Below are 26039 nucleotides of genomic sequence, written 5' to 3' on the forward strand. Positions count from 1 at the left end.
TCGGGGTGGTGATGATCACTTCGGGGGCGGGACGGCGGGCGGCGGCGCGGGCCCGGCGGCCCGCGGCACGGGCGGGCACGACCGGCCGGGCCCAGGTGCGTGACTCGCATGTGCCTCTCCCGGTGTTCTGCTGTGACGCCTCCTACGGAGGGCCGGCCTTCCGAATGAGGCACATGTAAGAAAAGTGCATCGGGGGCGCAGTTACGTCAAGAGGTAACTTTACAGAGAGCTAAACCTCACGTTGCCCCCGATTCGACTGCGCCTGCTCCACCCCCTGCGTTAAGAGCAGAACCGCCGGTGAAAGCGGTGGCCGCCGCGGGGGTTCCGGGAGGGGATCTTTACGCCACTCTGGAGACACCGCGCCGTCACCCCGGGGTGCGGGCCTACGTAAGGCCCTCGCGACGCCGCTGCGCGCCCGTGGGGCGCTTCTGGACCGTCCTCAGGCGGTCGGGGGCGTCCCGGAAGGCCCTCCACCGGTCTTTCGCAGGCCCGATATAGGGCCTTGGTTCCGGCTTGGTCCGGGCATCTACGGGTATGACACAGAATGTTCGGTGGCCCAGCCACCCTGATCGACGATTGGTGTGTAGAGAAGCCGTGCGTCTGCTGAACGGTGAGCCCGTCACTCACGACCTCACCTACAACGATGTCTTCATGGTCCCCCGCCGCTCGGCGGTCGGGTCCAGGCTCGAGGTCGACCTGTCGACGTCGGACGGCAGCGGCACCACGGTCCCGCTTGTCGTGGCCAACATGACGGCGGTGTCGGGCCGGCGGATGGCCGAGACCATCGCCCGGCGCGGCGGCCTCGCGGTGATCCCGCAGGACATCCCGACCGAGGTGGTCGCCGACGTGATCGGCTGGGTCAAGCGGCGCGACCTGGTCGTGGACACCCCGATCCGGCTCGGCCCGACGAGCACCGCGGGCGAGGCGCTGGCCCTGCTGCCCAAGCGCGCGCACGGCGCGGTGATCGTGGTCGAGGACGACCGGCCCGTCGGCGTGGTGACCGAGGCCGACTGCCAGGGCGTCGACCGGTTCGCGCAGCTCCGCGACATCATGTCCAGCGACCTGGTCACGCTGCCCGGCGGCGTCGACCCCCGCGAGGCGTTCGACCGGCTGCACGAGCGCGGACACCGGCTCGCGCCCGTGGTCGACGGCGACGGCCGGCTCTCCGGCATCCTCACCAAGACCGCGGCGCTGCGCGCCACCCTCTACGACCCGGCGGTCGACGCGGGCGGCCGGCTGCGCGTCGCGGCGGCGGTCGGAGTGAACGGCGACGTGGCGGGCAAGGCCAAGGCGCTGCTGGAGGCCGGCGCCGATCTGCTCGTGGTCGACACCGCGCACGGCCACCAGGAGAAGATGATCAGCGCGCTGGCGGCGGTCCGCGGCCTCGACCCGGGCGTCCCGGTCGCGGCCGGCAACGTGGTGACCGCCGAGGGCGTCCGCGACCTGATCGAGGCGGGCGCCGACATCGTCAAGGTCGGCGTGGGGCCGGGCGCCATGTGCACCACGCGGATGATGACCGGCGTGGGCCGCCCGCAGTTCTCCGCCGTGCTGGAGTGCGCCGCCGAGGCCCGCCGGCACGGCAGGCACGTGTGGGCCGACGGCGGGGTGCGACACCCCCGCGACGTGGCGCTCGCCCTGGCCGCGGGCGCCGCCAACGTGATGGTCGGCTCCTGGTTCGCCGGCACCTACGAGTCGCCGGGCGACCTCCAGCGCGCCGCCGACGGGCGGCTCTACAAGGAGAGCTTCGGGATGGCGTCCGCGCGGGCCGTCCGGCTGCGCACCGCCGAGGACTCCCCCTTCGAGCGCTCCCGCAAGGCGCTGTTCGAGGAGGGCATCTCCACGTCCCGGATGTTCCTCGACCCGCGGCGGCCCGGGGTGGAGGACCTGGTCGACTCGATCGTGGCGGGGCTGCGCAGCTCGTGCACCTACGCGGGCGCGCGCACGCTGGAGGAGTTCCACGAGCGCGCGACGGTCGGGGTCCAGAGCTCGTCCGGGTACGCCGAGGGCATGCCGCTGTCGACGAGCTGGTGACCCGGGGCCGAACGGCCGCGCCCGCCTGGGGGCCGTCGCAGCGCCAATTCAGCGACACGCCGTGATCATCTTCGCACTTTAGGTGATCTGGCCTGCACTCTTTGCCTTCACGGACGGAGTCGCGGGGGCTCCGTCCCGATAGGGGGCGGATCATGGACGACGGGGGACCGGTCGGCACGCACGCCGAACGCTCGGACGGATCGGGCGGATCGGACGGATCCGCCGACGAGGATCGGGACGGCGCGGCCGGGGGCTCCCCCGCCCGGGACGCGCTCGGGGCCACCCCCGCGCTCTCCCGGCTGGCGGAGGCGCTACTGCTGGCCGCGCTGGCGCCGCTGTTGCCCGGGGTGGCCCATCTGCGGGCCGGGCGGATCCGGGCGGGCGCGCTGCTGCTCATCGTCCACGCGGTGCTGCTGGCCGTGGCCGCGGTGGTGGCCGGGAGCGCCCGTGCGAGCCTGCTGCAACTCACCGTCCGCCCAGGGTGGCTGCTGGCGCTCATCACCGCCTCGATCCTCCTGGCGGGGCTGTGGGCGGTGCTGGGCGCGCATTCCTACGCCGTGCTGCTGCCCGCCGGGCTGCCCCCGGCCTGGCGGCTGGCCGGGGGCTCGGCGGCGACGGTGCTGTGCCTGCTGATGACGGTGCCGCCGCTGACGCTGGCCCGGTACGCCTACCTCCAACGGGATCTGGTCGGCAGCGTGTTCGCGGGCGGCGCGTCCGCCGACCGGCCCGCTCCCGCCGGGCCTGCGGGCGGGGCGGGCGCGCCCGGTTCCAGCCCGGCCTCGCAGCGGGCTCCGGTCCCGCCCGGCCGCCTGGACCTGCTGCTCATCGGCGGCGACGCCGACGTGGGCCGTCCGGGGATACGGACCGACAGCATGACCCTGGCCAGCGTCGACACCAAGACCGGCGACACCGTCCTGCTGAGCCTGCCCCGCAACCTGCAACACGTGCCGGTCTGGTCGGGGCACGGCCCGGTGCCGTTTCCGGAGGAGGAGCTCCTCAACGCCGTCTACCAGCAGGGCACCCTTCATCCGTCCGTGCTGCGCGGCGGCCGGTACCGCGACCCCGGCGCCGAACTGCTCAAACGGACAATCGGCCACATTCTCGGCCGCCCGGTTCCCTATTACGCGATGGTCGATATGCGCAGCTTCCGGCAGATCGTCGACGCGATGGGAGGGGTGCGGGTCTGCGTCGGCGAGGCGGTCCCGGCGCCGCGCGAGCAGGTGCCCGCCGGAGTCCTGCGGCCGGGCTGCCGGCGGCTCGGCGGCCGGGAGGCGCTCTGGTACGGGCGGTCGCGCACCGGCAGCAGCGACTACAGCCGGATGGGCCGGCAGAAGTGCCTGATGTGGGCGATCGCCCGCCAGGCGAGCCCCCTGACGGTGCTGCGGAGCTTCCAGGACCTCTCTCAGACCTTCAAGTCCTCGGTGAGCACCGATCTGCCGCAGAGCCTCCTGCCGTCCCTGATCGAGCTCTCAGGGCGCGTCAAGGACGCCGAGGTGACCTCGGTGCAGTTCGTCCCGCCGCTGGTGCAGCCCGGGCGGCCCGACTACCCGCAGATCCGGCGGCTCGCGGATCGAGCCGTGCGGGAATCTGATCAAGGCCCCCGCGGCGCGGCCGGATTGCATAGTCTTGGCCGGAGCTGCACCTGAAGTTACTAATCAGCCCGCATTCGGTCGACTCGTACGCAACCCTTGCCCGGTTTTGCGCGTCCATAATGTAAGTCGGAGGCTGAATTCACCGTGGATGGGGGATCGGAGCGTACATGGCGAGGCGATCAGCGAGCCGGCGTGACCGGGAGGACGGCACGGAGCCGGAGTCGGAGTCGGACCGCGCCCAGGACGGACCGCGCGGCCTGGTCAGGGCGCTCGGCCTGACGGCCGCCTCGGCCCTGGTCTGGGGCGTCGCGCATCTGTCCACGGGCCGCCGCTGGATCGGCGCGCTGCTGCTCGCCCTGTTCACGGTGCTGGTCGCGGCGGGCGTCCTCGCCGGCACGTTCTACCGCTCCGATCTGGTGCACCTGGCCGTGCGCCCCGACTGGCTGCGGACCATCGCGGTCGGGCTGCTGGTGCTCGGGCTGTTCTGGATCACCGTGGTCATCCGCTCGTACCAGATCGTCCGCCCGGCGGGCCTGTCGGTGCCGGCGCACACGGCGGGCGCGGTGGCGGTGGCGGTGGTGTGCTTCGCGGTGGCGGTGCCGGTGTCGTGGGGCGCCTACAACACCTTCGTCTACCGGGACGCGCTGACGAGCATCTTCCGCACCGGCGGCTCCAACGGGCGCAAGGTCGACGCCAAGGACCCGTGGAACGGGCAGTCCAGGGTCAACGTGCTGCTGCTGGGCGGCGACGCCGCGTCCAACCGCGAGGGCGTCCGCACCGACAGCATGACCCTGGCCAGCGTCGACACCAAGACCGGCGACACCGTCCTGTTCAGCCTGCCGCGCAACCTGGAGCACTTCCAGCTGCCGGCGGGCCCGGCCCGAGACCGGTTCCCCTACGGCTTCACCGGCGACGGCCCGGGCACTCCCGGCCTGCTCAACGAGGTGTACCAGTACGCCGAGGAGCACCCCGACGTGGTGCCCGGCGCGCTGAAGAACCAGCGCGGCCCCGAGCTGCTGAAGTCGACCATCTCGGGCATCCTCGGCCAGCCGGTCGACTACTACATCCTGGTCGACATGTTCGGCTTCGCCGACATCATCGACGCGATGGGCGGCGTCAAGGTCAAGATCACCGAGCCGATCCCGTACGGGTTGCAGGGCGGCGTGCTCCAGCCCGGCGAGCGGACGCTGAAGGGCAAGGAGGCGCTCTGGTACGGACGGTCCCGCACCATGAGCGACGACTACGCCCGGATGGGCCGGCAGAAGTGCCTGATGCGCGCGATCGCGCAGCAGGCCAACCCGCAGACCGTGCTGACCAGCTTCGACAAGCTGGCCACCGCCGCCAAGCGGACGCTGGCCACCGACATCCCGCAGGAGCTGCTGCCCGCGCTGATGACGCTGTCGAACGAGGTCAAGGACGGCGCGCAGATCAACAGCCTCCAGTTCGTGCCGCCGCTGATCAGCACCGGCGCCCCCGACTTCGCGCTGATCCGCAAGCTGACGGCCAAGGCCGTCGCGCCCCCGCCCGCCTCGAGCCCCTCCCCCAGCGCGTCGTCGAGCGGCGCCGCGAACGCCTCCCCGTCCGCCGGCGCCCCGTCGCCCGGCACGCCGTCCGCCGGCGCTTCCACGGCCGCGCCGAGCGGCCAGGCGACGCACAAGCCCGGCGGCGAGAGCAAGCCGACGTCCCTCGACGCCACCTGCCCCTGACCTCCCCGCGCCGCGAGACCCCCGGGCGGGGGTCTCGCGGCGCGGCGCCGTCCCGGAGCACACTGGGGCCGTGAAACCGGCGCACCGGCTCCGCCAGATCGTCAACGCGGTCAACCTCTCCACGCCGCTCGGGCTGCTCCTCGCGGCAGCCGGGGCCCGCGGCCCGCGCCCGGCCGGCGCGCCGGCCGGGCTGCTGGTGGCCGGCGGGTACCGGTTGCCGCTCCCGGCCGCGCCCGCCTTCACCGTCGGCAACGTGATCCTGGTGCGCGGCGACGCGGCGGGCCTGCTCGACCGGCCCGCCCTGCTGCGCCATGAGGGACGGCACGCGACCCAGTACGCGTTCTGCCTGGGTCCCGTGATGATCCCGCTCTACCTCGCCGCCGCCGGGGCGTCGTTCGCGCTGTGCGGCGACTACTCGTCCTACAACCCGTTCGAGCGCCTGGCGGGCCTGGACGACGGCGGCTACGTCCGGCGCCCGCTCCGCCGTTTCCGCCGCTCCCCCACGTCCTGACAAGGCGGGCGGGCCGCTCTCCCCGCGGGGCCCGCGCCGCGGGGTCCCCGCCACGCGCTCCCACCTCGGCGCGGAGGTGTCCTCCCGGTCCCCGGAGGGGGGATCATGGGGAGGGAACACTTCCGATCACGAGGGGGCGGGTGCGGGTGCCCCAGATCCACGGCTGCGACGCCTTCCGGGTGGCGATGCCGCGCGGCCGGCGTCCGGAGAGCATCCTGATCCGGCTCGCCGGCGCCGACGGCGCGGTGGGCTGGGGCGAGGTCTCGGTGCCGGCGGCGCCGAACGGCCGGTCCGGCGGCGGGCGCGGCGGCGCGGGCGGCCGGGGCCCTGACGACGGCCCCGGACGCGCCTGGACCGACATCGAGGAGCGGATGGGCCCGGCCCTGATCGGGCTCCAGCTCGACCGGCCCGAGGACGCGTCGGCCGCCGTGGACCTCGGCTGCCGGGACGCCGCCGCCGCGATCGACACGGCCTGCTGGGACCTGTGGTGCCGGGGCCGGGGGATGCCGCTCGCGCACGCGCTCGGCGGCACCCGCACCTCGATCGTGACGGGCGCGCGGCTGTCGCCCGAGCCGCTGCTGGAGACGGTGGCGGGCCGGGTCAACCGGGCGGTCGGCGCCGGGCACACCCGGATCACGCTGGACGTGCGGCCGGGCTGGGACATCGAACCGGTGCGGGCGATCCGGCAGGCGTTCCCGGCACTGGCGATCGTCGCGGACGCTGGGCACGCCTACACCGAGTCGCCCGAGCACCTGGCGGCGCTGGAGGGGCTGGACGCCTACGGCCTGGTGGCGCTCGAACGCCCGTTCGCGGCGGCCGACCTGTCCGCCCACGCGCGGCTCCAGCGCCGGGTCGGCACCGCGATCGCGCCGGACGTCGGCGACCTCGACACCCTGGACGCCGCACTCGGTGAGGAGGCGGGCCGCGCCCTGCACCTGCGGCCCGAGCGGTTCGGCGGGCTGACCGCCGCCCGCGGCGCGCACGACCTCGCGTTCGCGGCCGGCTGGGCGGTGTGGTGCACCGGGACGGGCGCGTTCGGCATCGGGCAGGCCGCCGCCGTGGCGGTGGCGTCGCTGCCCGGCTGCACGCTGCCGAGCGACGTGTCCGACCCGGCGGGCGGGCCGGTGTTCGTGACGCCGCCCGTGCGGTCGACCGGCGGGGTCGTCGGGGTCCCGCTGACCCAGCCCGGCCTCGGCCACGAGGTCGACGAGGCGCGCATCGAGCGGCTCGCGACCCGCCGCATGCGCCTGTCGGTGTGACGCGGGCGGCGCGCGGCCGGCGGGGCGGCGCGGGGCACCCGGCGAGGTGGAGGCGATGGGCGCGGTGAGGGCCGGGACGGTGTGGGTGGTGGCGGGCCCGCCGGGCTGCGGGAAGACCACCGTGTCGGGGCTGCTGCTGGCGGGGCTGCGCCCCGTGCCCGCGCTGCTCGACAAGGACACGCTGTACGGGCCGTTCGTCGCGGCCACCCTCGCGGCGCACGGGCGCGATCCCGGCGAGCGTGAGGGCCCGTGGTACGACGAGCACGTCAAGGCGCACGAGTACGAGGGGCTGACCTCGACCGCCCGTGAGGTCCGTGCGCACGGGTGCCCGGTGCTGCTGAGCGCGCCGTTCACCGGGCAGATCCGCTCACCCGTCCGCTGGGACGCGTGGGTGGCGGCGCTCGGCGGTCCCGAGGTGCGGCTGGTCTGGATCCGGACCGATCCGGCGACGCTGCGGCACCGGCTGACGGCCCGCGGCCTGGACCGCGACGCCGGCAAGCTCGGCGCGTTCGGCGCGTTCGTCGACCGGATGCTCCCGGAGGAGCCGCCACCGGTCCCCCACGTGGCGATCGACAACCGCCTCGACGCGCCCGTACCGCTCGGCGAGCAGGTCGCGGCGCTGCTCTGACCCGCTCAGGCGGGCGCCGCCGCCCCGTTCAGGCCGGTCGCCCGCCGGACGGCTCGTCCGGGTTCCCGTACGGGTGCGGATACGGGGCCGGGTCAGGGACAGGCTCAACCGGGGCGGGCCGCCCCAGGACTGGCTCGCCCAGGCCGGGGTGAGCAGGGGCGGGCTGGACGGGGTTGGGCTGGGGCGGGGCGGCGAGTTGCGGGTAGGGGTCGTGCTGGAGTTCCCCTGGCTGGCCGGAGCTGCCGGGGAGGCGGTCGTCCCGGCGGTCACGGTAGGCGTTCCTGACGCGACCGCCCAGCCGCTTGCCCATGTCCTGGACCTGCCGGACGGGCGCGGACTCCAATGCCTGCTGCGCCCGTCCGCTCTGGGCCAGCCTGGCCGCGTTGTCGCGGGCCGCCTGCCCCGCGACCTGCCCGGCCACCTGGCCCGCCGCCTGTGCTCCGTCCCAGGCGGCCACGGCGCCGTACCGGGTCGCCTCCTTGACCCGCTGGTAGCTGCGGGCGCGCACCACGACGGTGCCGGCCGCGGCGTCGGCGAGGGAGCGCCGCCGCGCGCCGAAGAGGGTGGGCGCGCTGTTGGCCACGAACACCGCGACCGCGAGGAGCCACGCGACCAGCGCGAAGAAGAACATGCCTTCGAGGAGGAGGACCCAGGCCCCCGCGTACAGTCCCGTGCCGGCGGCGGTGCCGACCAGCGCGCGGCGGGCGGCGCGGCCCAGCCCGGGCCCGCGTCCGGCCGCCGTCGCGCGGGCGGCGCGGACGCGGATGTCCATGGCCGTCTTGCCGAGGGTCCGGCCCGTGCAGGCCGGCAGGACGAGGTGGTACAGCAGCTCGATCAGGACGAGCAGCGCGAGGGCCTGCTCGATGTCGCGGACGATCGTCCGCCAGAGCCCCATGCCGAAGGCCTCGGCGGCCTGTCCGGCGTCGCCGCCGGACAGCAGCAGGCCCCCGGCCGCGGACAGCACCTTGCCCGGCAGGCCGTCCACCAGCGAGCCGTGCAGCCGTCCCCACGTCATCACGGCGAGCAGTCCGGCGACGCCCGCGAGCAGGGCCGCGTCGAGCGACCAGGCCGCGAGCCGCCGGATCCGGGGCGCGGCGTCCGCCCGTCCCGGCGAGCCCGGCGGGGGCGGCGGGACGGGCTCGGGGGCCGGGGAGAAGGGCACGGGGAACGGGGGCGGAGGAGGGCCGTGCACGAGAGCCCCTTCGGGGTCGTCGACTCATGATCAGGACGGCGGACCGTCCAGAGTTTAGGGACGCCGCCCCGCCCCCGCCACCCGGCCGTCAGTAGGACTTGGGCAGGCCCAGGGAGTGCTGCGCGACGTAGTTGAGGATCATCTCGCGGCTGACCGGGGCGATGCGCATCAGCCGCACCACGCCCGCGAGCATCCCGACCCCGTACTCGGTGGTGAGGCCGTTGCCGCCGTGCGTCTGGATGGCCTGGTCGACGGCGTGGATCGCCGCCTCGGCAGTGGCGTACTTGGCCATGTTGGCGGCCTCGGCTGCGCCCGCGTCGTCGCCGGCGTCGTACAGCCAGGCGGCCTTCTGCCCCATCAGCCGGGCCAGCTCCAGCTCGATCTTGGCCTGGGCGAGGGGGTGCTGGACGCCCTGGTGCGCGCCGATCGGGGTCGTGAAGACCTGCCGGTCGCCGGCGTAGGCGACGGCCTTGCCGAGCGCGAGCCGGCCGATCCCGGCGCCCATCGCCGCGGCCATGATCCGCTCGGGGTTGAGCCCGGCGAAGAGCTGGAGCAGCCCGCCGTCCTCGTCGCCGACGAGCGCGTCGTAGGGCAGCCGGACGTCGTCGAGGTGGCAGACGAACTGCTTCTCCGGCGAGACGATCTCCATCTCGATCGGGGTGAAGGTGAAGCCGGGCGCGTCCGTCGGGACGATGAACAGCGAGGGCCGCAGGGTGCCCTGCTGGTCCTGGCTGCGGCCGACGAACAGCACCGCGTCCGCCTCGTCGACGCCGGAGATGAAGGTCTTCTGCCCGTTGAGCAGCCAGCCGTCGCCGTCGCGGCGCGCGGTGGTGGTGATCCGGTGCGCGTTGGACCCGGCGTCGGGCTCGGTGATCGCGAACGCCATCTTCACCGCCCCGTCGGCGAATCCGGGCAGCCAGCGCCGCTTCTGCTCCGCGGTGCCGGACCGGGCGATGATGGTGGCGCAGATCGCCGGGGAGACGACCATCAGCAGCAGCGGGCAGCCCGCGGCGGCCAGCTCCTCGCAGACCGCGGCGAGGTCGCCGATGCCGCCGCCCCCGCCGCCGAACTCCTCGGGCACGTTCACGCCGAGGTAGCCGAGCCGTCCGGCCTCGGCCCACAGCTCGCCCGTCTTCTCGCCCGCCCGGGCCCGGTCCACGTAGTAGGACGCACCGTACTTGGCGCCCAGTTCGGCGACGGCGGCGCGCAGGGCCCGCCGTTCCTCGGTCTCGACGAAGCTCATCGGGGGGTCCCTCCAGGGGTGGCGGTCTCTCCAGGGGCGGCGGTCTCGGGCGCGGCGATGACGGCGAGGACGGCACCGGCCTCGACCTGCTGCCCGGGGCCGACGTTCAGTTCGGTGACGGTCCCGCCGGCGGGCGCGGCGATGCGGTGCTCCATCTTCATCGCCTCCAGGACGACCAGGGTGCGGCCCTCGGCCACCGTGTCGCCGGCCGCGGCCTCGACCCGGACGACCGTGCCGGGCATCGGCGCGAGCAGCGAGCCGGGCGCGACCTGGTCGCTCGGGTCGGCGAACCTGGGCGGGACGCGCAGCGTCACCGGCCCGAGCCCGGAGTCGACGTGCACGCGGTCTCCGGCGGCGCGGACCTCGAAGGCGCGGCGGACGGTGCCGGTGTCGAGGACGACCCGTCCGGCGGTGGCGGCGGCGAGCGCGACGTCCGGGTGGCCCTCGGCGGCCAGGCCGTCGCGGGTGAGCCGGTAGGCCACCTCGATCCCGGTGCCGTCCGGCGCGGTGTAGGACTTGCGCTGCGGCTGCGAGGGGACGTTGCGCCAGCCGGACGGGAGCCCGCCCTGGACCCGCGCCGCCGAACGGTTGGCGGCGGCGCCCGCGAGCGCCGCCGCCAGCGCCGACAGCCGGACCGCGTCCGCGCCCGCGAGCGGGGCGGACAGGACGTCCAGCCCGATCTGGTCGAGGTAGCCGGTGTGGGTGTCCCCGGCGAGGAACACCGGGTCGGCGAGGATCCGGACGAGCAGGTCGCGGTTGGTGGTGACGCCGTGCACGCGGGCTCCGGCGAGCGCGGCCCGCAGCCGGCGCGCGGCGGCCGGGCGGGTGGGGCCCCACGCGATCAGCTTGGCGAGCATCGGGTCGTAGTGGATCCCCACCTCGTCGCCGCTCCGCACGCCGCTGTCGAGCCGCAGCCCGTACCCGTCCGGCACGGCGAACTCGGCGTCGGCGCCGGGGACCTCGAAGGTGTCCAGGACGCCGGTCTCGGGCCGCCATCCGGCGGCGGGGTCCTCGGCGTACAGCCGGACCTCGATGGCGTGGCCGCGCGGGGCGGGCGCCTCGTCCGGCAGCGGCAGTCCCTCGGCGACCTCGATCTGGAGCCGGACCAGGTCCAGGCCGTGGACGCACTCGGTGACCGGGTGCTCGACCTGGAGCCGGGTGTTGACCTCCAGGAAGAAGAAGCGCCCGTCGCCGGTGAGCATGAACTCGACCGTGCCGGCGCCGACGTACCCGATGGCCTTGGCCGCGTCCACCGCCGCCCGGCACAGCTCGGCGCGCAGCGGGGCGTCCACCGCGGGCGAGGGGGCCTCCTCGACGATCTTCTGGTGGCGGCGCTGGATCGAGCACTCCCGCTCCCCCAGCGCCCAGACGCGGCCGTGCCCGTCGGCGAGGATCTGCACCTCGATGTGCCGGGCGTCCTCCAGCAGCGGCTCGCAGAACACCGCGGGGTCGCCGAACGCCGACCGCGCCTCCCGCCGCGCCGCCTCCAGCGCCTCGGGCAGCTCATCCAGGGTGCGGACGGCGCGCATGCCGCGCCCGCCGCCGCCGGCGGACGCCTTCACCAGGATCGGCAGGTCCGCGGCGGTGACGGCGGCCGGGTCGGGCTCGGGCAGCACCGGCACGCCGGCCGCCGCCATCAGCCGCTTGGCCTCGATCTTGGAGCCCATCGCGTCGACGGCGTCCGGCGGCGGGCCGATCCAGGTGAGCCCGGCGTCCAGGACGGCGCGCGCGAACGCGGCGTTCTCCGACAGGAACCCGTACCCGGGGTGGACGGCGTCGGCGCCCGCCGCCCGCGCCGCCTCGATGATCAGGTCGCCGCGCAGATAGGTGTCCGCGGGCGCGGCCCCCGGCAGCCGGACGGCGGTGTCGGCCTCGGCGGCGTGCGGGGCCGCCGCGTCGGCGTCGGAGAACACCGCGACGGTGCCGATCCCGAGGTCGCGGCAGGTGCGGAAGACGCGGCGGGCGATCTCGCCGCGGTTGGCGACCAGCACTTTGTAGATCATCAGCTCTTCGCTCACATCCGGAAGACGCCGAAGCCGTCGGCTCCGCGTACGGGCGCGTTGTGGACCACCGACAGGCACAGGCCGAGGACGGTGCGGGTGTCGCGGGGGTCGATGACCCCGTCGTCGTAGAGCCGCCCGGACAGGAAGAACGGCAGCGACTCGGACTCGATCTGCGCCTCGACCATCTCGCGCATCGCCGCGTCCTGCGCTTCGTCGTACACCTGCCCGCGCGCCTCGGTCGCCTGCCGCGCGACGATCGACAGCACCCCGGCGAGCTGCTGCGGCCCCATCACCGCCGACTTGGCGCTCGGCCAGGAGAACAGGAACCGCGGGTCGTAGGCGCGCCCGCACATGCCGTAGTTCCCGGCGCCGTAGGAGGCGCCCATGACGATCGTGATGTGCGGGACCCTGCTGTTGGCCACCGCGTTGATCATCAGGGCGCCGTGCTTGATGATGCCGGCCTGCTCGTACTCCTTGCCGACCATGTAGCCGGTGGTGTTGTGCAGGAACAGCAGCGGGACGTCGCCCTGGTTGGCGAGCTGGATGAACTGCGCGGCCTTCTGCGCCTCGGCGCCGAACAGCACGCCCTGCGCGTTGGCGAGGACCCCGATCGGGTAGCCGTGCACGCGGGTCCAGCCGGTGACCAGGCTCGTCCCGTACAGCGGTTTGAACTCGTCGAACCGCGACCCGTCGGCGATCCGCGCGATGACCTCGCGCGGGTCGAACGGGACCTTCAGGTCCTCGGGGACGATCCCGGCGAGCTCCTCGGCGTCGTGCAGCGGCTCGGCGGCCGGGCCGGGCGCGGGTCCGAGCCGGCGGTGGCCGAGGTTCTTGACGATCTGCCGGCCGAGGCGCAGCGCGTCGGCCTCGTCCACCGCCATGTAGTCGGCGAGGCCGGAGCCGCGGGCGTGCATCTCGGCGCCGCCGAGCTCCTCGTCGCCGGCCTCCTCGCCGGTCGCCATCTTCACCAGCGGCGGCCCGCCGAGGAACACCTTCGCGCGTTCCTTGACCATGACGACGTGGTCGCACATCCCCGGGATGTAGGCGCCGCCGGCGGTGGAGTTGCCGAAGACCAGCGCGATCGTCGGGATCCCGGCCGCCGACAGCCGGGTCAGGTCGCGGAACATCCGGCCGCCCGGGATGAAGATCTCCTTCTGGGTGGGCAGGTCGGCGCCGCCGGACTCGACCAGGTTGATCACCGGCAGCCGGTTCTCCAGCGCGATGTCGGACGCCCGGAAGCTCTTCTTGACCGTCCAGGGGTTGCTGGACCCGCCGCGCACCGTCGGGTCGTTCGCGACGATCATGCATTCGACGCCCTCGACGACGCCGATGCCGGTCACGACGCTCGCGCCCACCGGGAAGTCGCTGCCCCACGCGGCGAGCGGGCTCAGCTCCAGGAACGGCGAGTCGGGGTCGAGCAGCAGCTCGATCCGCTCACGGGCCAGCAGCTTGCCGCGCCCCCGGTGCCGGGTCACGTACTTCTCTCCGCCGCCCGCCAGGGCCTTGGCGTGCTCGGCGTCCAGCTCCGCGAGCTTGGCGAGCATGGCCGCGCGGCGGTCCCGGAACTCCGGGCTCCGCGGATCGAGCGTGCTCTTCAGGGTCAACGCACTGCCTCCGGGATCGGGTCGTCTGGAATCAGTTCCTCGGGGATCAGCGCCACCGGGACGTCGACGTGGCGGGACCGCAGCCATTCCCCGAGGGCCTTGCCCTGCGGGTCGAACCGGGTCGAGGCCGACACGCCCTCCTGCAACAGCCCTTCGACGACGAAGTTCACCGCGCGGAGGTTCGGCAGGACGTGCCGCGTCACGGTGTGCTCGCGCGTCTCCGGCAGCAGCGCGCCGAACCGTTCCGTGGTGAGGAACCCTTCCAGCCAGCTCCACTGCGCGTCGGTTCGAGCCCAGACGCCGATGTTGGCGTCGCCCCCCTTGTCCCCGCTCCGGGCTCCCGCCACCCACCCCAACGGCACCCGCACCACGCGGTTGTCCACAGAACGCGGTTCGTCTTCCGCAGCCCCATCTGGGCGGTTGACAATAGAACTGGGGTCGCCCCCCTGGGCGGGCGGGGGTTGTGTGAAGGCCGATCGCGCAATGACCCGCCGGGTCCCGTCCGGCAGGACGGCGACATGCTCGATCTCCTCATTGGGCACGAACGCTGGCGTATACACCCCGTACGGCCCGCCCTTCCCCGGCGGGGAGGTCATGGTGAAGCCCGGGTATCCGGCGAGCGCAAGTTCCACAACGGCGCCGCTGAAGGCCCGGCCGACCTTGTCGGGGTCGGGGTCCAGCACGGCGCAGCGCAGCAGCGCGGTCGCCTCCCCCTGTGTCTCGGCGTCGGGCCTGGCCGCGCCGACGAGAGTCCACTCGACGCGCGCCGGCCGTCCACCGCGACCGCCATGACCGAAGGACGCCTCCAGCTGCGCCTTGGCGAACTCCGCCTTCGCCTCGATGTCGAGCCCGGTGAGCACGAAGGTCATCTCGTTGCGGTGGCCCCCGAGATGGTTGAGGCAGACCTTGGTGGACGCGGGCGGCGGGACGCCCCGTGTACCGCTGATCAGGACCCGGTCGGGCCCCTCCCGCCGCAACCCGATCGTGTCGAACCGGGTGGTCACGTCCGGGCCCGCGTAGGCCGGGGCGCCGATCTCGTACAGCAGCTGGGCGGTGACCGTCTCGGTGGTGACGGCGCCGCCGGTTCCGGGATGCTTGGTGATCACGCTGGACCCGTCGGCGCGGATCTCGGCGATCGGGAACCCCGGCGAGTCTGCCCGGTGCGGGTTCCCACGGTGCGGGTCCCCACGGCGCGGGTCTCGCCAGGCCGCCGCCTTTACGTTGTAGATTTCTTGGAAGAACGCGTAGTTCCCGCCGGTGGCCTGCGCCCCGCACTCCAGCACGTGGCCCGCGGCGGTCGCGCCCGCCAGAGCGTCCCAGTCGTCGCGCGCCCAGCCGAAGTGCGCGGCGGCGGGCCCGACGACGAGCGAGGCGTCGGTCACGCGGCCGGTCACCACGATGTCGGCTCCGGCCCGCAGGCATGCGACGATGCCCCAGGCGCCCAGGTAGGCGTTGGCGGTCAGCGGCCGGCCGTACCGCGAGGCGGCCAGGCCGAGCCCGTCGGCCCTGCCGAGCAGGTCGTCGCCCTCGACATGGGCGATCCGCACGTCGACGCCGAGCCGTCCGGCCAGCGCGCGCAGCGCGTCCGCGAGGCCGCGCGGGTTGAGCCCGCCCGCGTTCGTGACGATCTTCGTGCCGTGCCGGACGGCGAGTCCGAGGGACTCCTCCATCTGCCGCAGGAACGTGGTCGCGTACCCACCCGCGGGGTCCTTCATCCGGCTCCGGCCGAGGATCAGCATCGTCAGCTCGGCGAGGTAGTCGCCCGTGAGGACGTCCAGCGGGCCGCCCTCCAGCATCTCCCGCACCGCGGTGAAGCGGTCGCCGTAGAAGCCCGAGGCGTTACCGATCCGCAACGGTTGGCTCATGGCCCGCAGCCTGCCAGCCGGGCTCAAAAAAATCAATCGTGCTTGATTGTTTTTTGCCGAGGTCCTTTGATTGACTGGGACCTCCGAGCCGATCCGAGGAGACCATGACCACGCAGGCCGTCCCCCGCGAACCGCGCCAGGAGCGCAGCCGCGCCACCCGGCGGCGGCTGCTGGAGGCCGCGATCGACTGCCTGGCCTCGGCGGGCTGGGCCGGCACCACCGTGGCCGTGGTCGCCGAGCGCGCCGGCGTCTCGCGCGGAGCGGCCCAGCACCACTTCCGCACGCGCGAGGAGCTGGTCACCGCGGCGGTCGAGTACGGCTCCGAGGTGCGCATGGCCCAGATGCGCGAGCGCCTCGACGCTCTCGCCGGACGGCGCCCGTCCACTCTGGACGTGGTCGCACTGCTCGGCGAGATGTACACCAGCCCGCTCTTCCGCGCCGCGCTCCAGCTCTGGGTCGCCGCCAGCTCCGACGATCAGCTGCGCGCCCAGGTCCTGCCGCTGGAGGCCCGCGTCGGACGGGAGGCGCACCGCCTCACGGTCGAAGCCCTCGGTGCGGACGAGTCGGTCCCCGGCGTGCGCGAGACCGTCCAGGCCACCCTCGACCTCGTGCGCGGCCTCGGCCTGGCCGACCTGCTCACCGATGACTCGGCCCGCCGCGCCCGGCTCCTCCACCAGTGGGCCGAGACCCTGGATCTGGCCCTCGCTCCCAGCGCCCCAGCCCCACCGTCTGACGGCACCACCTGACGCCGCCCTCCTCCGCAGCACCCGCGCCAGGCGCACCACCGTCCCCGCGCCGCCCGCCTCGCGGCGTGCCATCCGGCGGCAGTTGACACCGAGTTCTGACACGGCGCGCACCCACGTCCGCCCTCGTCCTCAGTCGCGCCCCAGGCGATGGAAACGTGCATGCCCCTCCGGACATGCGCACGTTCTGATGGAAAATCCTCTTTTGGATATTGACAGCCCGGTTCGTCTGGGGGAGGGTTCTCAACGATCACGTGAACGTTAATGTGATCCACCCCACCCAGGAGGATCCCGATGCGGACCGTCCGCACGTCCCTGCGCCGAGGCTCTCTGCTCCTCGCCGGCGCGCTCCCCCTCGCCGCCCTCGCCGCGCTGCAACCCGCGACCGCGTCCGCGTCCGTCCCGGCCGGCGCCGCCGGGCGCGGCGGCCCGCAGCGGCCGCCCATGCAGCTCCGGATGGAGAGCTACAACACCTGCGGGCACGGCTGCCTGCCGACCAAGGAGGCGTGCGAGGCGACCATCGGCCGCGACTGCGCGACCAAGCTGGAGCCGTGGGCCGACCGCCGCGCCGCCAAGGTCGCCGACGACATCGCCGCCACCCGGGCCGACGTCGTCGCCACCCAGGAGATCGGCAACAACGCCACCCCGGCCCAGCCGGGCGTGGACGTCGAGTCGTTCCGCGCGCCGCTGACCAAGGCGATGAAGGCGCGCGGCTACGCCGAGGCCCCCGCCGACTACGCCGGCACCCGCCACCCGCAGTACGGCTACCCGCTCAAGTCCGGCGCCGGGCGGTTCACCTACTACGACGCCCGCCGGTTCTCCCACCTGGACGAGCACGGCAAGGCCCTCCCCCACGACCTGCTCTGGCTGCCCGACTCGACCGAGATCTACGGCAAGACGATGACGTGGAACACGCTGCGCGAGCGGAGCACCGGCGCGCAGTTCGTCGTGGTCGACATGCACCTGGAGTTCCGCGCGAACGGCGCCACCGACCCCAACGGCTGGACCAAGAACTGGGACGAGGTCCGCTACGCCGACGCCCGCCGGACGGCCGAGTACCTGACCCGTGACAACCCGGCCACCCGCAGGCTGCCGGTCGTGTTCGCGGGCGACTTCAACTCCGGCTCCAAGGCCGACGGCGCCAGCGCCTACGACGCGTTCGCCGACGTGGGCTTCGCCGACGCCTACGAGCTCGCGGCCCCGCAGCACCGGACCGGCGCCGAGTACGCCTCCTTCAACGGCGGCAAGATCCCGATGCCGTCCGGCGAGAAGATCGACCACGTCTTCGTCAAGGCGGGCACGCCGGTGCGCCAGTGGACCCTCGTCCCCCAGACCACCGCCCAGAGCGGTGAGGCGCGCGATCTGCTGCGCTCCGACCACAACCTGATGCACACCACCGTCCTCCTTGAAAGGGTCACGCGATGAGCGAACGGCAATCCCTGGTGAACGATCTGCGGAGGGCCGATCCCGCCCTGTCCCGCTTCAATCCGCTCGACCGCATCCTCGTGCACGACGACTTCAACACCGGCACGCACGGCTGGATCGAGCTGATCGGCAACCACGACGGGCACGGCGACCTCGACACCGTCGACGACCACATGCGGGACTTCCGCCCGCCGCAGCTCAGCTCCTGCAACTTCTTCGACGTGGGCACGCACGGCGCGATGTCGGGGACGTACGCGCTGAAGGTGGCGACGCGGCCGGTGGCCGGGCACACCGGCGTCGCGATCCGCCGGCTGACGATGGCCGGCCGCGGCAAGGTGCAGTTCGAGGCGTACCTGACCTACAAGGCCGAGGCGGCCTCGGCCGAGAACGGCGCGGCGACCAAGGACGGCGCCGGGAAGTGGGACGCCAACAACCACCCGTCCGAGGACCAGTTCGGCGCCTTCACCGTCGCGACCGACATCAGCGACGGGGTGCGGTACCACTGCGTGGCGCGCTACCTCAACACCGACGTCGACCGGACGCCGAGCCGCCGCTGGATGTACCCGACGGTGCCCGAGCCGACGCCGCGCGAGCACTTCGAGGGCAAGGTCAAGCTGCCTCCGACGGCCGACTTCACCGCGCCCGAGCGGGCCGACTGGAAGGAGTTCGGCGGGCCGCAGGAACTCTGCTACAACGAGGTCCCCACCAAGGTCAACTGGCACTACCTGCGGTGGGTGATCGACACCAGCACCCGCTCCAACGTCGAGCTCCAGCTCAACGACACCGTCTACGACATGCGCGACGTGCCGGTCCCGCCGTACGACGAGGAGTACGGGTCGCTCCAGAACCTTCTCAACTTCTATGTATCGGTCCGGACCCACACCGACGTGCGGAACTTCCTGTATCTGGACTCGGTGCTGATCTCGGTGGACTGGTAAAAGGGAGCCTTCGGAAACATGCGTCAGTCATTCACCGCGGTCCTGGAACGCAACCGCACGCTGTCGGGAGAGTTCACCACCGAGCCTTACGAGGCCGCGTGGGCGGGCGAGGCCCGCTGGTTCGTCCGCACGCTGGAGCGCCAGGGCGCCGGCACCCACCTGAAGGTCACCACGCAGGTCTCCCCCGACGGCCTGTACTGGTGCGACCTGGAACCGTCCCGGACGGTGTCGGGTGAGCTGGACACCTGGTCGTCCGCCGAGTTCGGCGGCTGGCTGCGCCTCAAGGGCACCGTCGAGCCGGGCACCGGCGCGGACGCGTCCACCGGCGCGTCCACGGACGGCGAGCCCAGCGTGAAGGTCCTCATCTACCTCGCGCTGAAGGCCTGAGGCAGCGACATGGCCACCTGGGGACAACGCGAGGACCACCCCGCGGAGCACCTCGGCCGGCGCGGGTTCCTCGCGCTCGCCGGGCTCTCCGCGTCCAGCGTGCTCCTGAGCGGCTGCGGCGGCCCGGCGCGGGGATCCGCGCCGGGCGGCGCGCTGCGCGCCGCGTTCGGGCAGCCCGTCACCGACCTGGACCCCTACAACGCCGGCACCGCCGTCGACGAGGCGTCCCTGATCGTCAAGCGGCTGGTGTTCGACACGCTCGTCCGGCACGACGGGACGAAACCGGTCCCCGGGCTGGCCACCTCGTGGGAACGCGCGAACGACACGACGTGGGTGTTCCACCTGCGGCGCGGCGCGACCTTCCACGACGGCGGCGCCGTCACCGCGCGGGACGTCGTCGCCTGCCTGAAGCGGACGCAGGCGGTGACGTCGGCGCAGACCGCACTGTGGAAGCCGGTGACGTCGGTGCGCGCCGACGACGACTTTACCGTCACCTTCGTCACCGACAAGCCGGACGCGACGCTTCCGGTCAACCTGACCCTGCTGTTCATCGTGCCCGAGCGGCTCGTCGCCGACCCGGCGCAGAAGCGCCGGCCGATCGGGTCCGGGCCGTTCCGGGTCGCCGAGTTCACCCCCTCGACCAAGGTGGAGCTCGTCCGGTTCGACCGGTACTGGGACGGGCCCGCGCCGCTGCGGGCGATCTCGATGCCGTACCTGGCCGAGACCTCCAGCGCCGTCACCGCGCTCCGCACCGGCGAGATCGACCTGCTGTGGCCGGTCCCGCCGGACCAGATCGGGGAGGTCCGCGGGGTCCGCGGCGTCGACCTGACCACCGTCCCGAGCTGGACGTACTACCTCAACTGGTTCAACTGCGGGCGCAAGCCGTTCACCGATCCGCGGGTGCGGCGCGCGATGTACCAGGCGCTGGACCTGAAGGAGATCGTCGGGAAGCTGTTCGGGTCCGGCGCGCAGGCGATGGACGCGCCGATCCCGTCCACGGTGTTCGGCCACGCCGCGCAGGAGCCCTACCCCCACGACCCGGACGCCGCCCGCCGGGCGCTGCGGGAGGCGGGGCTCGGCGACGGGTTCGAGACCTCGCTGATGTGGTTCGACGCGACCGGCCCGCTGGCCCGCGAGCTGGCCCAGTCGATGATCTCGGCGTGGGCCCGGATCGGGGTCCGGGTCCGCCCGGAGAGCCTGGAGAAGGCGCAGTGGCTCCAGCGGCTCAACACCCTCGACTGGGACATGGAGCTCCAGACCAACACCGTCACCACCGGCGACGCCGCGTTCACCCTCGGCCGGCTCTACACCTCCAAGGCCAACCGGATGGGCTACAAGAACCCCGGGCTCGACGCGATCCTCGCCGAGGCCGGCCAGGTCGCCGATGCGGGACGGCGCGAGGAGCTGTACGCCAAGGCGTGCCGCATCGTCTGGGACGACGCCGTCGGGATCTTCCCCGCGGCGCTGGTCACCGGCTACGGGCTGCGGTCCGGCCTGGCCGGGTTCACCCCCGCGCCCAACAACCAGCCCGACCTGTCCGCGGTGAGGAGACGATGATGACCGACCACCGCCCCGGCACCGCGCGCCGGAGCACCACGGAGGGCACCCCATGACCCCACGACGCAGGGCCACGCTGCGCGACATCGCCGCCGCGCTCGACCTGTCGGTGAACACCGTCTCGCGGGCGCTGGCCGGCAAGGACGCGGTCAGCCCGGACACCCGTGAGCGCGTCCAGGCCGAGGCCGACCGGCTCGGCTACGTGCCCAACTCGATGGCGCGGTCGCTCGTGCTGCGGAACGCGATGACGATCGGGCTGGTCATCACCAACCCGTCCAACCCGTTCTACGCCCGGCTGATCAGCGCCATCGAGGAGCGCGGCCGGGTGCACGGCTACTCGCTGATGCTGATGGTCACCGAGGACAGCGTCGAGAACGAGCGGCGCGTCGCCGAGGAGCTGATGCGGTGGGGCGTGGACGGCGTCCTCGCGGTCCCGGTCCAGCACGGCACCGAGCACTGGGAGCGGCTCCGCAAGTCCGGGACGCCCGTCGTCCTGGTCAACCGCGACCTGCCCGGCCTGGACGCCGACCTCGTCGGCGTCGACTACTTCGAGAGCGCGCGGCGCGCGACCGGGGTGCTGCTGGACGGCGGCGCCCGCGAACTGTGCCTGATCGAGGAGGACCTGGACATCTCCCCGGTCGCCGAGCGCATCCGCGGGTTCCACGCGGCGCTCGGCGAGCACGGGCTGGACGAGGCCGCCGGCACCGTCACCCGGGTCCCGACGCGGCGCCGCGAGTCCAGCTCCCAGCCGTGGGACCCGATCGACTCCTACGCCATCGGCCGCGACCTGGCCCGCCGGATCGGCCCCGGCTCGGCGGTCCTGGCCGGCAACGACTACTTCGCGCTCGGCGTCTACCGCGCGTTCTCCGAGCAGGGCCTGTCGATCCCCGGGGACGTCGCGGTCGCCGGGCACGGCGACCACCCGTTCGCCGCCTACCTCGACCCGCCCCTGACCACGGTGCGGCTGCCCGCCGGGCGGGTCGGCGCGACCGCGGTCGACCTGCTGCTGGAACGGATGTCCGGCCCGGACGCCGCGGGCGGCGCGGAGGCCGCCGAGCGCGGGCCGCAGCGGGCGCTGCTGCCCGCCGAGGTCGTGGTGCGCGCCTCGACGATGGGAGAACGGTGATGGGACGGTTCCTGCTCCGCCGCCTCCTTCAGGCGGTGGTGGTCGCGCTCGGCGCGATCAGCCTGGTGTTCGTCGTCGTCCGGGTGGTGCCCGGCGACCCCGCGACGCTGATCCTCGGCCCGGACGCCAGCGCCGGGCAGCTCGCGTCCGTCCGCGCCGACTTCGGTCTCGACCAGCCGCTCTGGCGGCAGTACCTGACGCACATGGCCGGGGTGCTGCACGGCGACCTCGGCGACTCGTGGCGGCTCGGCGGCAGCGCGGTGTCCAGCACCCTGGACCGGTTCCCCGCCACCCTCGCGCTGGCCGCGCTGGCACTGCTCATCACGGTCGCGATCGGGTTCCCGCTCGGGATGCTCGGCGCCCGCAAGCCGGGCGGCGCCCGCGACCTGCTCATCTCGACCGGCTCGCTGGTCGGCCAGGCGGTGCCGTCGTTCTGGCTCGGGATCGTGCTGATCCTGCTGTTCGCCCGCCAGCTGAACTGGCTGCCGAGCACCTCGGACGGCGGCGCCGCGGCGCTGATCCTGCCCTCGGTCACCCTCGCGCTCCCCTTCATCGGCTGGCTCGCGCGCCTGGTCCGCAACGGAGCCCTGGAGGAGTCGGCCAAGGACTACGCGCGGACGGCCCGCGCCAAGGGCGCCGGCGAACGCACCGTCATGTACGCGCACGTGGCGCGGAACATCGCGGTACCCGTCGTGACCGTCCTCGGGCTGCTGATGGGCAACTTCATCGCCAACGCCGTCATCATCGAGGTGGTGTTCTCCTGGCCCGGCCTCGGCTCGCTGATGGTCGACGCCATCACCAACCGCGACTACGCGGTCGTGGAGGCCGCGATCGTGACGATCACCCTGTCGTACATCGTGCTGAACCTGCTGGTCGACGTCCTGTACGTCGTCCTGGACCCGCGCCTGACGCCGGAGAACGCATGACCGCCACCACGTCCCCCCTCAGCACCGCGCCCGTCCTCGAGCCGGCGCGACCCCGCGCCCACTGGCGCCACCGCGTCCCGGCGCGGGTGTGGGCGGCGTCCGCCGTCCTCGCGCTGTTTGTGCTCGCCGCGCTCGTCGGCCCGCTGCTGCTCCCCTACGACCCGGTCGCGACCGCCCTGCCCGACCGGCTCCTCGCGCCCGGCGCGCACACCGCCGACGGCGGCATCGCCTGGCTCGGCACCGACCAGGTCGGCCGGGACCTGCTGGCCAACATGCTCGCCGGCAGCCGCATCTCGCTGATCGTGGCGCTCGCGACCGTTGTCATCGGCGGCGCGGCCGGCCTGCTGGTCGGGCTGGTCTCGGGCTACTTCGGCGGCTGGATCGACACGGTGCTGTCGCGGATCGGCGACGTCCAGCTCGCCTTCCCCTCCATCCTGCTGGCGATCCTCATCGCCGGGGTGCTCGGGCCGAGCGTCGCCAACATCGTCATCACCCTCGCCGTCACCCGCTGGGTCGTGTTCGCCCGGGTCGCCCGCGCGTCCGCGCTCGCCACCCGCGACCTGGACTTCGTCGCCTCCGCCCAGGTGCTCGGCGCCGGCCACGCCCGGATCCTGATCCGGCACGTGCTGCCGTCGTGCTGGCAGCCGCTGCTGGTCGCCGCGACCGTGCAGATCGGGCTGACCATGGTCGCCGAGGCGTCGCTGAGCTTCCTCGGGCTCGGCATCCCCGCCGACGCCACCTCGTGGGGCGCCACCGTCTCCGCCGGCCGCGACTACCTCGGCTCCGCGTGGTGGATCTCCACGGTCCCCGCGCTGGCGCTGGCCGCCGTCGTCACCTCCGTCGGCCTCATCGGCGACGCGTTCCGCGACGTCGCCGACCCCCGGGCCCAGCTCTGAGAGGCAAGCCATGACCAACGCAGTCACCGAGAGCGCCGAAACCGGCTCCGGCGCGGACGACGCCGCCGCCGAGCTCCGCGAGGTGCACATCGGATTCGGGACCGGGCGGAACGCCACCCCCGTCGTCCGCGGCGTCACCCTGCGGCTGCGCCGCGGCCGGGTGCTGGCCCTGGTCGGCGAGTCCGGCAGCGGCAAGAGCCTCACCTCGCTCGCGCTGATGGGGCTGCTGCCGGCCGGCGCCGCCCTGACCTCCGGCACCGTGAAGCTCGGCGGCGAGGACGTCGCGGAGTTCACCGACCGGCGCTGGCGGTCGGTCCGCGGACGCGAGATCGCCATGGTGTTCCAGGACCCGATGTCGGCGCTGAACCCGGGCTTCACCGTCGGCCGCCAGGTCGCCGAGCCGTTCCGGCTGCACCTCGGCGACGGCCGCCGCGACGCCCGCGCCAAGGCCGTCGCGCTGATGCGGGAGGTCGGCATCGCCGACGCCGAGACGCGCTACGACGCCTACCCGCACGAGTTCTCCGGCGGCATGCGGCAGCGCGCCGTCATCGCGATGGCACTCGCCCTCGGCCCGCGGGTGCTACTCGCCGACGAGCCGACCACCGCGCTCGACGTGACCGTCCAGGCGCAGATCCTCCGGCTCCTCGCCCGCCGCCAGCACGAGGACCGCCTCGCGACGCTGCTGGTCTCGCACGACCTCGGCGTCGTCGCCCGCGTCGCGCAGGAGGTCGCGGTCATGTACGCGGGCCGCGTCGTCGAGCAGGGCCCCCTGGACGCGGTGTACACCCGTCCGTCCCACCCCTACACGCTGGGCCTGCTGAACGCCGTCCCCGAACCGGGCACGGCGCGGCCCGTCCCCATCGACGGGCAGCCGCCCGCGCCGGGCGCGCTGCCCGGCGGATGCGCGTTCCACCCCCGCTGCCCCTTCGCCACCGACCGGTGCCGCACCGACGACCCGGCGCTGACCCCCGTCGCGGACGGCCGCGCCGTCGCCTGCCACAACACGGCCGAGGTGACGGCCTCCCAGCGACTTCAGGAGACCTCATGAGCGACGTCGTCCTACAAGTGAACGGCCTGGAGGCCGGTTACGAGCGCCCCCGCGGCCACGGCTTCGGACGGCGCCGGATCAGCGCGGTCGCGGGCATCGACCTCACCGTCGAGGCGGGGCGGACCCTCGGCATCGTCGGCGAGTCCGGCTGCGGCAAGTCCACCCTGGCCCGCGCGATCGTCGGCCTGCGGCCGGCGTTCGCCGGGTCGATCGAGTTCGCCGGCCACGACCTGGCCACCGTCCCGGCGCGGCGCCGCCGCCGCATCGGCCGCGACCTGCAAATGGTGTTCCAGGACCCCTACACCTCGCTGAACCCCCGGATGACCGTCGCGGCCGTCATCGCCGAGGGCTGGCGCGTCCACTCCGGCATCGTGCCCCGCGACGGGTACGCCGCCGAGGTCGCGCGGCTCCTCGACCTGGTCGGACTCCGCCCCGAGTACGGCACGCGGCACCTGCACGAGCTGTCGGGCGGCCAGTGCCAGCGGGTCGCCATCGCCCGCGCGCTCGCGCTGCGCCCCCAGCTGATCGTGTGCGACGAGGCCGTGTCGGCGCTGGACGTGTCGGTCCGCGCGCAGATCCTCAACCTGATGGCCGACCTCCAGACCGAACTCGGCATCGCGTACCTGTTCATCTCGCACGACCTGGACGTGGTCCGGCACATCGCGCACGACGTCGCGGTCATGTACCTCGGCACCATCGTCGAGCGGGGCCCGGCAGCGGAGGTGTTCGGCTCCCCCCGCCACCCCTACACCCGCGCGCTGGTGTCGGCGGCGCCGTCCGTGCACGACCGCCCGGGGACGGTGGCGGACGAGATCGTCCTCACCGGCGAGGTCCCCTCGCCCGAGTCGCCTCCGGCCGGGTGCAGGTTCCGCACCCGCTGCCCCGTGGCGGCCGACGTGTGCGCCGAGAAGGTCCCCGCCCTGACCGACCGGGGCGGGCCCGGCCACCCGGTCGCCTGCCACTTCGCCGAAGCCGGCGGCGCCGCCCTGCCCTCCCCGGCGGCCACGGCGTAGCCCCGCCCCTTCCCGGACCGGACGTGCCGATCGGCGGACGTGCCGATCGGGCGTGCGGCAAAGCCAGAAGTGGATCCTGATGAGCAGACCGCGGACCCGGTTTGGCGGCCCGGATGGACTCGGTGGCCAGGCCGTCGCCGAAGCCGAGGAGAACCTCCAGCTCAGCGAGGGTCCCATTATCGTCACCGTCGGTCCCGGACGCGCCCACCCGGCCGTGCAGTCGCTTCTGAAAGAGCTGGAGAAATGAGAAAGGCCCCGCCGAATGGCGGGGCCTTTCACAAAAAGAGTCCGGCGGTGTCCTACTCTCCCACACAGTCTCCCGTGCAGTACCATCGGCGCTGAAGGG

General features: G+C 73.7%; 22 protein-coding genes. 17 read left to right on the forward strand and 5 right to left on the reverse strand.

Annotated elements, in window-relative coordinates; translation table 11 throughout:
- Nucleotides 1-594 precede the first annotated feature (594 nt).
- The 6 genes from QP090_RS37265 to QP090_RS37290 all read left to right on the forward strand — a co-directional run bounded on the left by QP090_RS37265 (nucleotide 595) and on the right by QP090_RS37290 (nucleotide 7727).
- Nucleotides 595-2031, forward strand: coding sequence for a GuaB1 family IMP dehydrogenase-related protein (locus tag QP090_RS37265; protein ID WP_285944508.1), 1437 nt, complete (start codon nucleotides 595-597; stop codon nucleotides 2029-2031).
- Nucleotides 2032-2183: 152 nt separating this feature from the next.
- The gene (locus tag QP090_RS37270; protein ID WP_285944509.1) at nucleotides 2184-3677 is read left to right on the forward strand and encodes an LCP family protein; all 1494 of its coding nucleotides are present in this window, start codon (nucleotides 2184-2186) and stop codon (nucleotides 3675-3677) included.
- A gap of 113 nt (nucleotides 3678-3790) precedes the next feature.
- Complete coding sequence (locus QP090_RS37275; RefSeq protein WP_285944511.1) at nucleotides 3791-5329, forward strand: LCP family protein; 1539 nt, start codon at nucleotides 3791-3793, stop codon at nucleotides 5327-5329.
- A gap of 70 nt (nucleotides 5330-5399) precedes the next feature.
- Nucleotides 5400-5840 (forward strand): hypothetical protein, encoded by a 441-nt coding sequence (locus tag QP090_RS37280; RefSeq protein WP_285944512.1) that lies wholly within the window; start codon nucleotides 5400-5402, stop codon nucleotides 5838-5840.
- A gap of 140 nt (nucleotides 5841-5980) precedes the next feature.
- On the forward strand, nucleotides 5981-7099 hold the full coding sequence (locus tag QP090_RS37285; RefSeq protein ID WP_349666539.1) for an enolase C-terminal domain-like protein: 1119 nt from the start codon (nucleotides 5981-5983) through the stop codon (nucleotides 7097-7099).
- A gap of 55 nt (nucleotides 7100-7154) precedes the next feature.
- Nucleotides 7155-7727, forward strand: coding sequence for a P-loop nucleotide/nucleoside kinase family protein (locus tag QP090_RS37290; protein WP_285944514.1), 573 nt, complete (start codon nucleotides 7155-7157; stop codon nucleotides 7725-7727).
- A gap of 28 nt (nucleotides 7728-7755) precedes the next feature.
- Here the strand turns inward: QP090_RS37290 and QP090_RS37295 are convergent, their stop codons facing one another.
- The 5 genes from QP090_RS37295 to QP090_RS37315 all read right to left on the reverse strand — a co-directional run bounded on the left by QP090_RS37295 (nucleotide 7756) and on the right by QP090_RS37315 (nucleotide 15634).
- Nucleotides 7756-8919, reverse strand: coding sequence for an RDD family protein (locus QP090_RS37295; protein WP_285944516.1), 1164 nt, complete (start codon nucleotides 8917-8919; stop codon nucleotides 7756-7758).
- Between the two features lie 88 nt (nucleotides 8920-9007).
- Complete coding sequence (locus QP090_RS37300) at nucleotides 9008-10162, reverse strand: acyl-CoA dehydrogenase family protein (RefSeq protein WP_285944518.1); 1155 nt, start codon at nucleotides 10160-10162, stop codon at nucleotides 9008-9010.
- Entirely contained in the window at nucleotides 10159-12165 is a 2007-nt protein-coding gene (locus QP090_RS37305) for an acetyl/propionyl/methylcrotonyl-CoA carboxylase subunit alpha (RefSeq protein WP_285944548.1), read from the reverse strand. Before QP090_RS37305 ends, QP090_RS37300 begins: the two co-directional genes overlap by 4 nt.
- 11 nt (nucleotides 12166-12176) lie before the next feature.
- Nucleotides 12177-13709: an acyl-CoA carboxylase subunit beta gene (locus QP090_RS37310; RefSeq protein WP_285944550.1), complete on the reverse strand. Its 1533-nt coding sequence runs from the start codon at nucleotides 13707-13709 to the stop codon at nucleotides 12177-12179.
- Nucleotides 13710-13765: 56 nt separating this feature from the next.
- On the reverse strand, nucleotides 13766-15634 hold the full coding sequence (locus tag QP090_RS37315) for an acyclic terpene utilization AtuA family protein (RefSeq protein WP_285944520.1): 1869 nt from the start codon (nucleotides 15632-15634) through the stop codon (nucleotides 13766-13768).
- Between the two features lie 104 nt (nucleotides 15635-15738).
- On the opposite strand from QP090_RS37315, the gene QP090_RS37320 reads away from it, so the two are divergent.
- The 11 genes from QP090_RS37320 to QP090_RS37370 all read left to right on the forward strand — a co-directional run bounded on the left by QP090_RS37320 (nucleotide 15739) and on the right by QP090_RS37370 (nucleotide 25940).
- Nucleotides 15739-16380 carry a TetR/AcrR family transcriptional regulator gene (locus QP090_RS37320; protein ID WP_285944522.1) on the forward strand — a complete coding sequence of 214 codons (642 nt, stop codon included), beginning with the start codon at nucleotides 15739-15741 and terminating at the stop codon, nucleotides 16378-16380.
- Nucleotides 16381-16671: 291 nt separating this feature from the next.
- Nucleotides 16672-17802, forward strand: a complete 1131-nt coding sequence (locus tag QP090_RS37325) for an endonuclease/exonuclease/phosphatase family protein (RefSeq protein ID WP_285944524.1) — start codon at nucleotides 16672-16674, stop codon at nucleotides 17800-17802.
- A complete protein-coding gene (locus QP090_RS37330; RefSeq protein ID WP_285944526.1) occupies nucleotides 17799-18740 on the forward strand; it encodes a DUF6772 family protein in 942 nt (313 codons plus the stop codon). The genes QP090_RS37325 and QP090_RS37330 overlap by 4 nt, the downstream gene beginning before the upstream one ends.
- Nucleotides 18741-18758: 18 nt before the next feature.
- Nucleotides 18759-19127: a hypothetical protein gene (locus QP090_RS37335; protein WP_285944529.1), complete on the forward strand. Its 369-nt coding sequence runs from the start codon at nucleotides 18759-18761 to the stop codon at nucleotides 19125-19127.
- A 9-nt stretch (nucleotides 19128-19136) separates the two neighbouring features.
- Nucleotides 19137-20684: an ABC transporter substrate-binding protein gene (locus QP090_RS37340; protein ID WP_285944531.1), complete on the forward strand. Its 1548-nt coding sequence runs from the start codon at nucleotides 19137-19139 to the stop codon at nucleotides 20682-20684.
- 52 nt (nucleotides 20685-20736) lie between these two features.
- A complete protein-coding gene (locus QP090_RS37345; RefSeq protein ID WP_285944533.1) occupies nucleotides 20737-21810 on the forward strand; it encodes a LacI family DNA-binding transcriptional regulator in 1074 nt (357 codons plus the stop codon).
- Nucleotides 21810-22736 (forward strand): ABC transporter permease, encoded by a 927-nt coding sequence (locus tag QP090_RS37350; protein WP_285944535.1) that lies wholly within the window; start codon nucleotides 21810-21812, stop codon nucleotides 22734-22736. Before QP090_RS37345 ends, QP090_RS37350 begins: the two co-directional genes overlap by 1 nt.
- Nucleotides 22733-23632: an ABC transporter permease gene (locus QP090_RS37355; RefSeq protein WP_285944536.1), complete on the forward strand. Its 900-nt coding sequence runs from the start codon at nucleotides 22733-22735 to the stop codon at nucleotides 23630-23632. The genes QP090_RS37350 and QP090_RS37355 overlap by 4 nt, the downstream gene beginning before the upstream one ends.
- Before the next feature lie 10 nt (nucleotides 23633-23642).
- Nucleotides 23643-24680, forward strand: a complete 1038-nt coding sequence (locus QP090_RS37360; protein WP_285944538.1) for an ABC transporter ATP-binding protein — start codon at nucleotides 23643-23645, stop codon at nucleotides 24678-24680.
- Nucleotides 24677-25693, forward strand: coding sequence for an ABC transporter ATP-binding protein (locus QP090_RS37365; RefSeq protein ID WP_285944540.1), 1017 nt, complete (start codon nucleotides 24677-24679; stop codon nucleotides 25691-25693). Before QP090_RS37360 ends, QP090_RS37365 begins: the two co-directional genes overlap by 4 nt.
- 79 nt (nucleotides 25694-25772) lie before the next feature.
- Nucleotides 25773-25940: a hypothetical protein gene (locus QP090_RS37370; protein WP_285944542.1), complete on the forward strand. Its 168-nt coding sequence runs from the start codon at nucleotides 25773-25775 to the stop codon at nucleotides 25938-25940.
- Nucleotides 25941-26039: the final 99 nt, after the last annotated feature.

The sequence above is a fragment of the Actinomadura xylanilytica genome, assembly GCF_030283145.1.
Classification (GTDB): domain Bacteria; phylum Actinomycetota; class Actinomycetes; order Streptosporangiales; family Streptosporangiaceae; genus Spirillospora; species Spirillospora xylanilytica.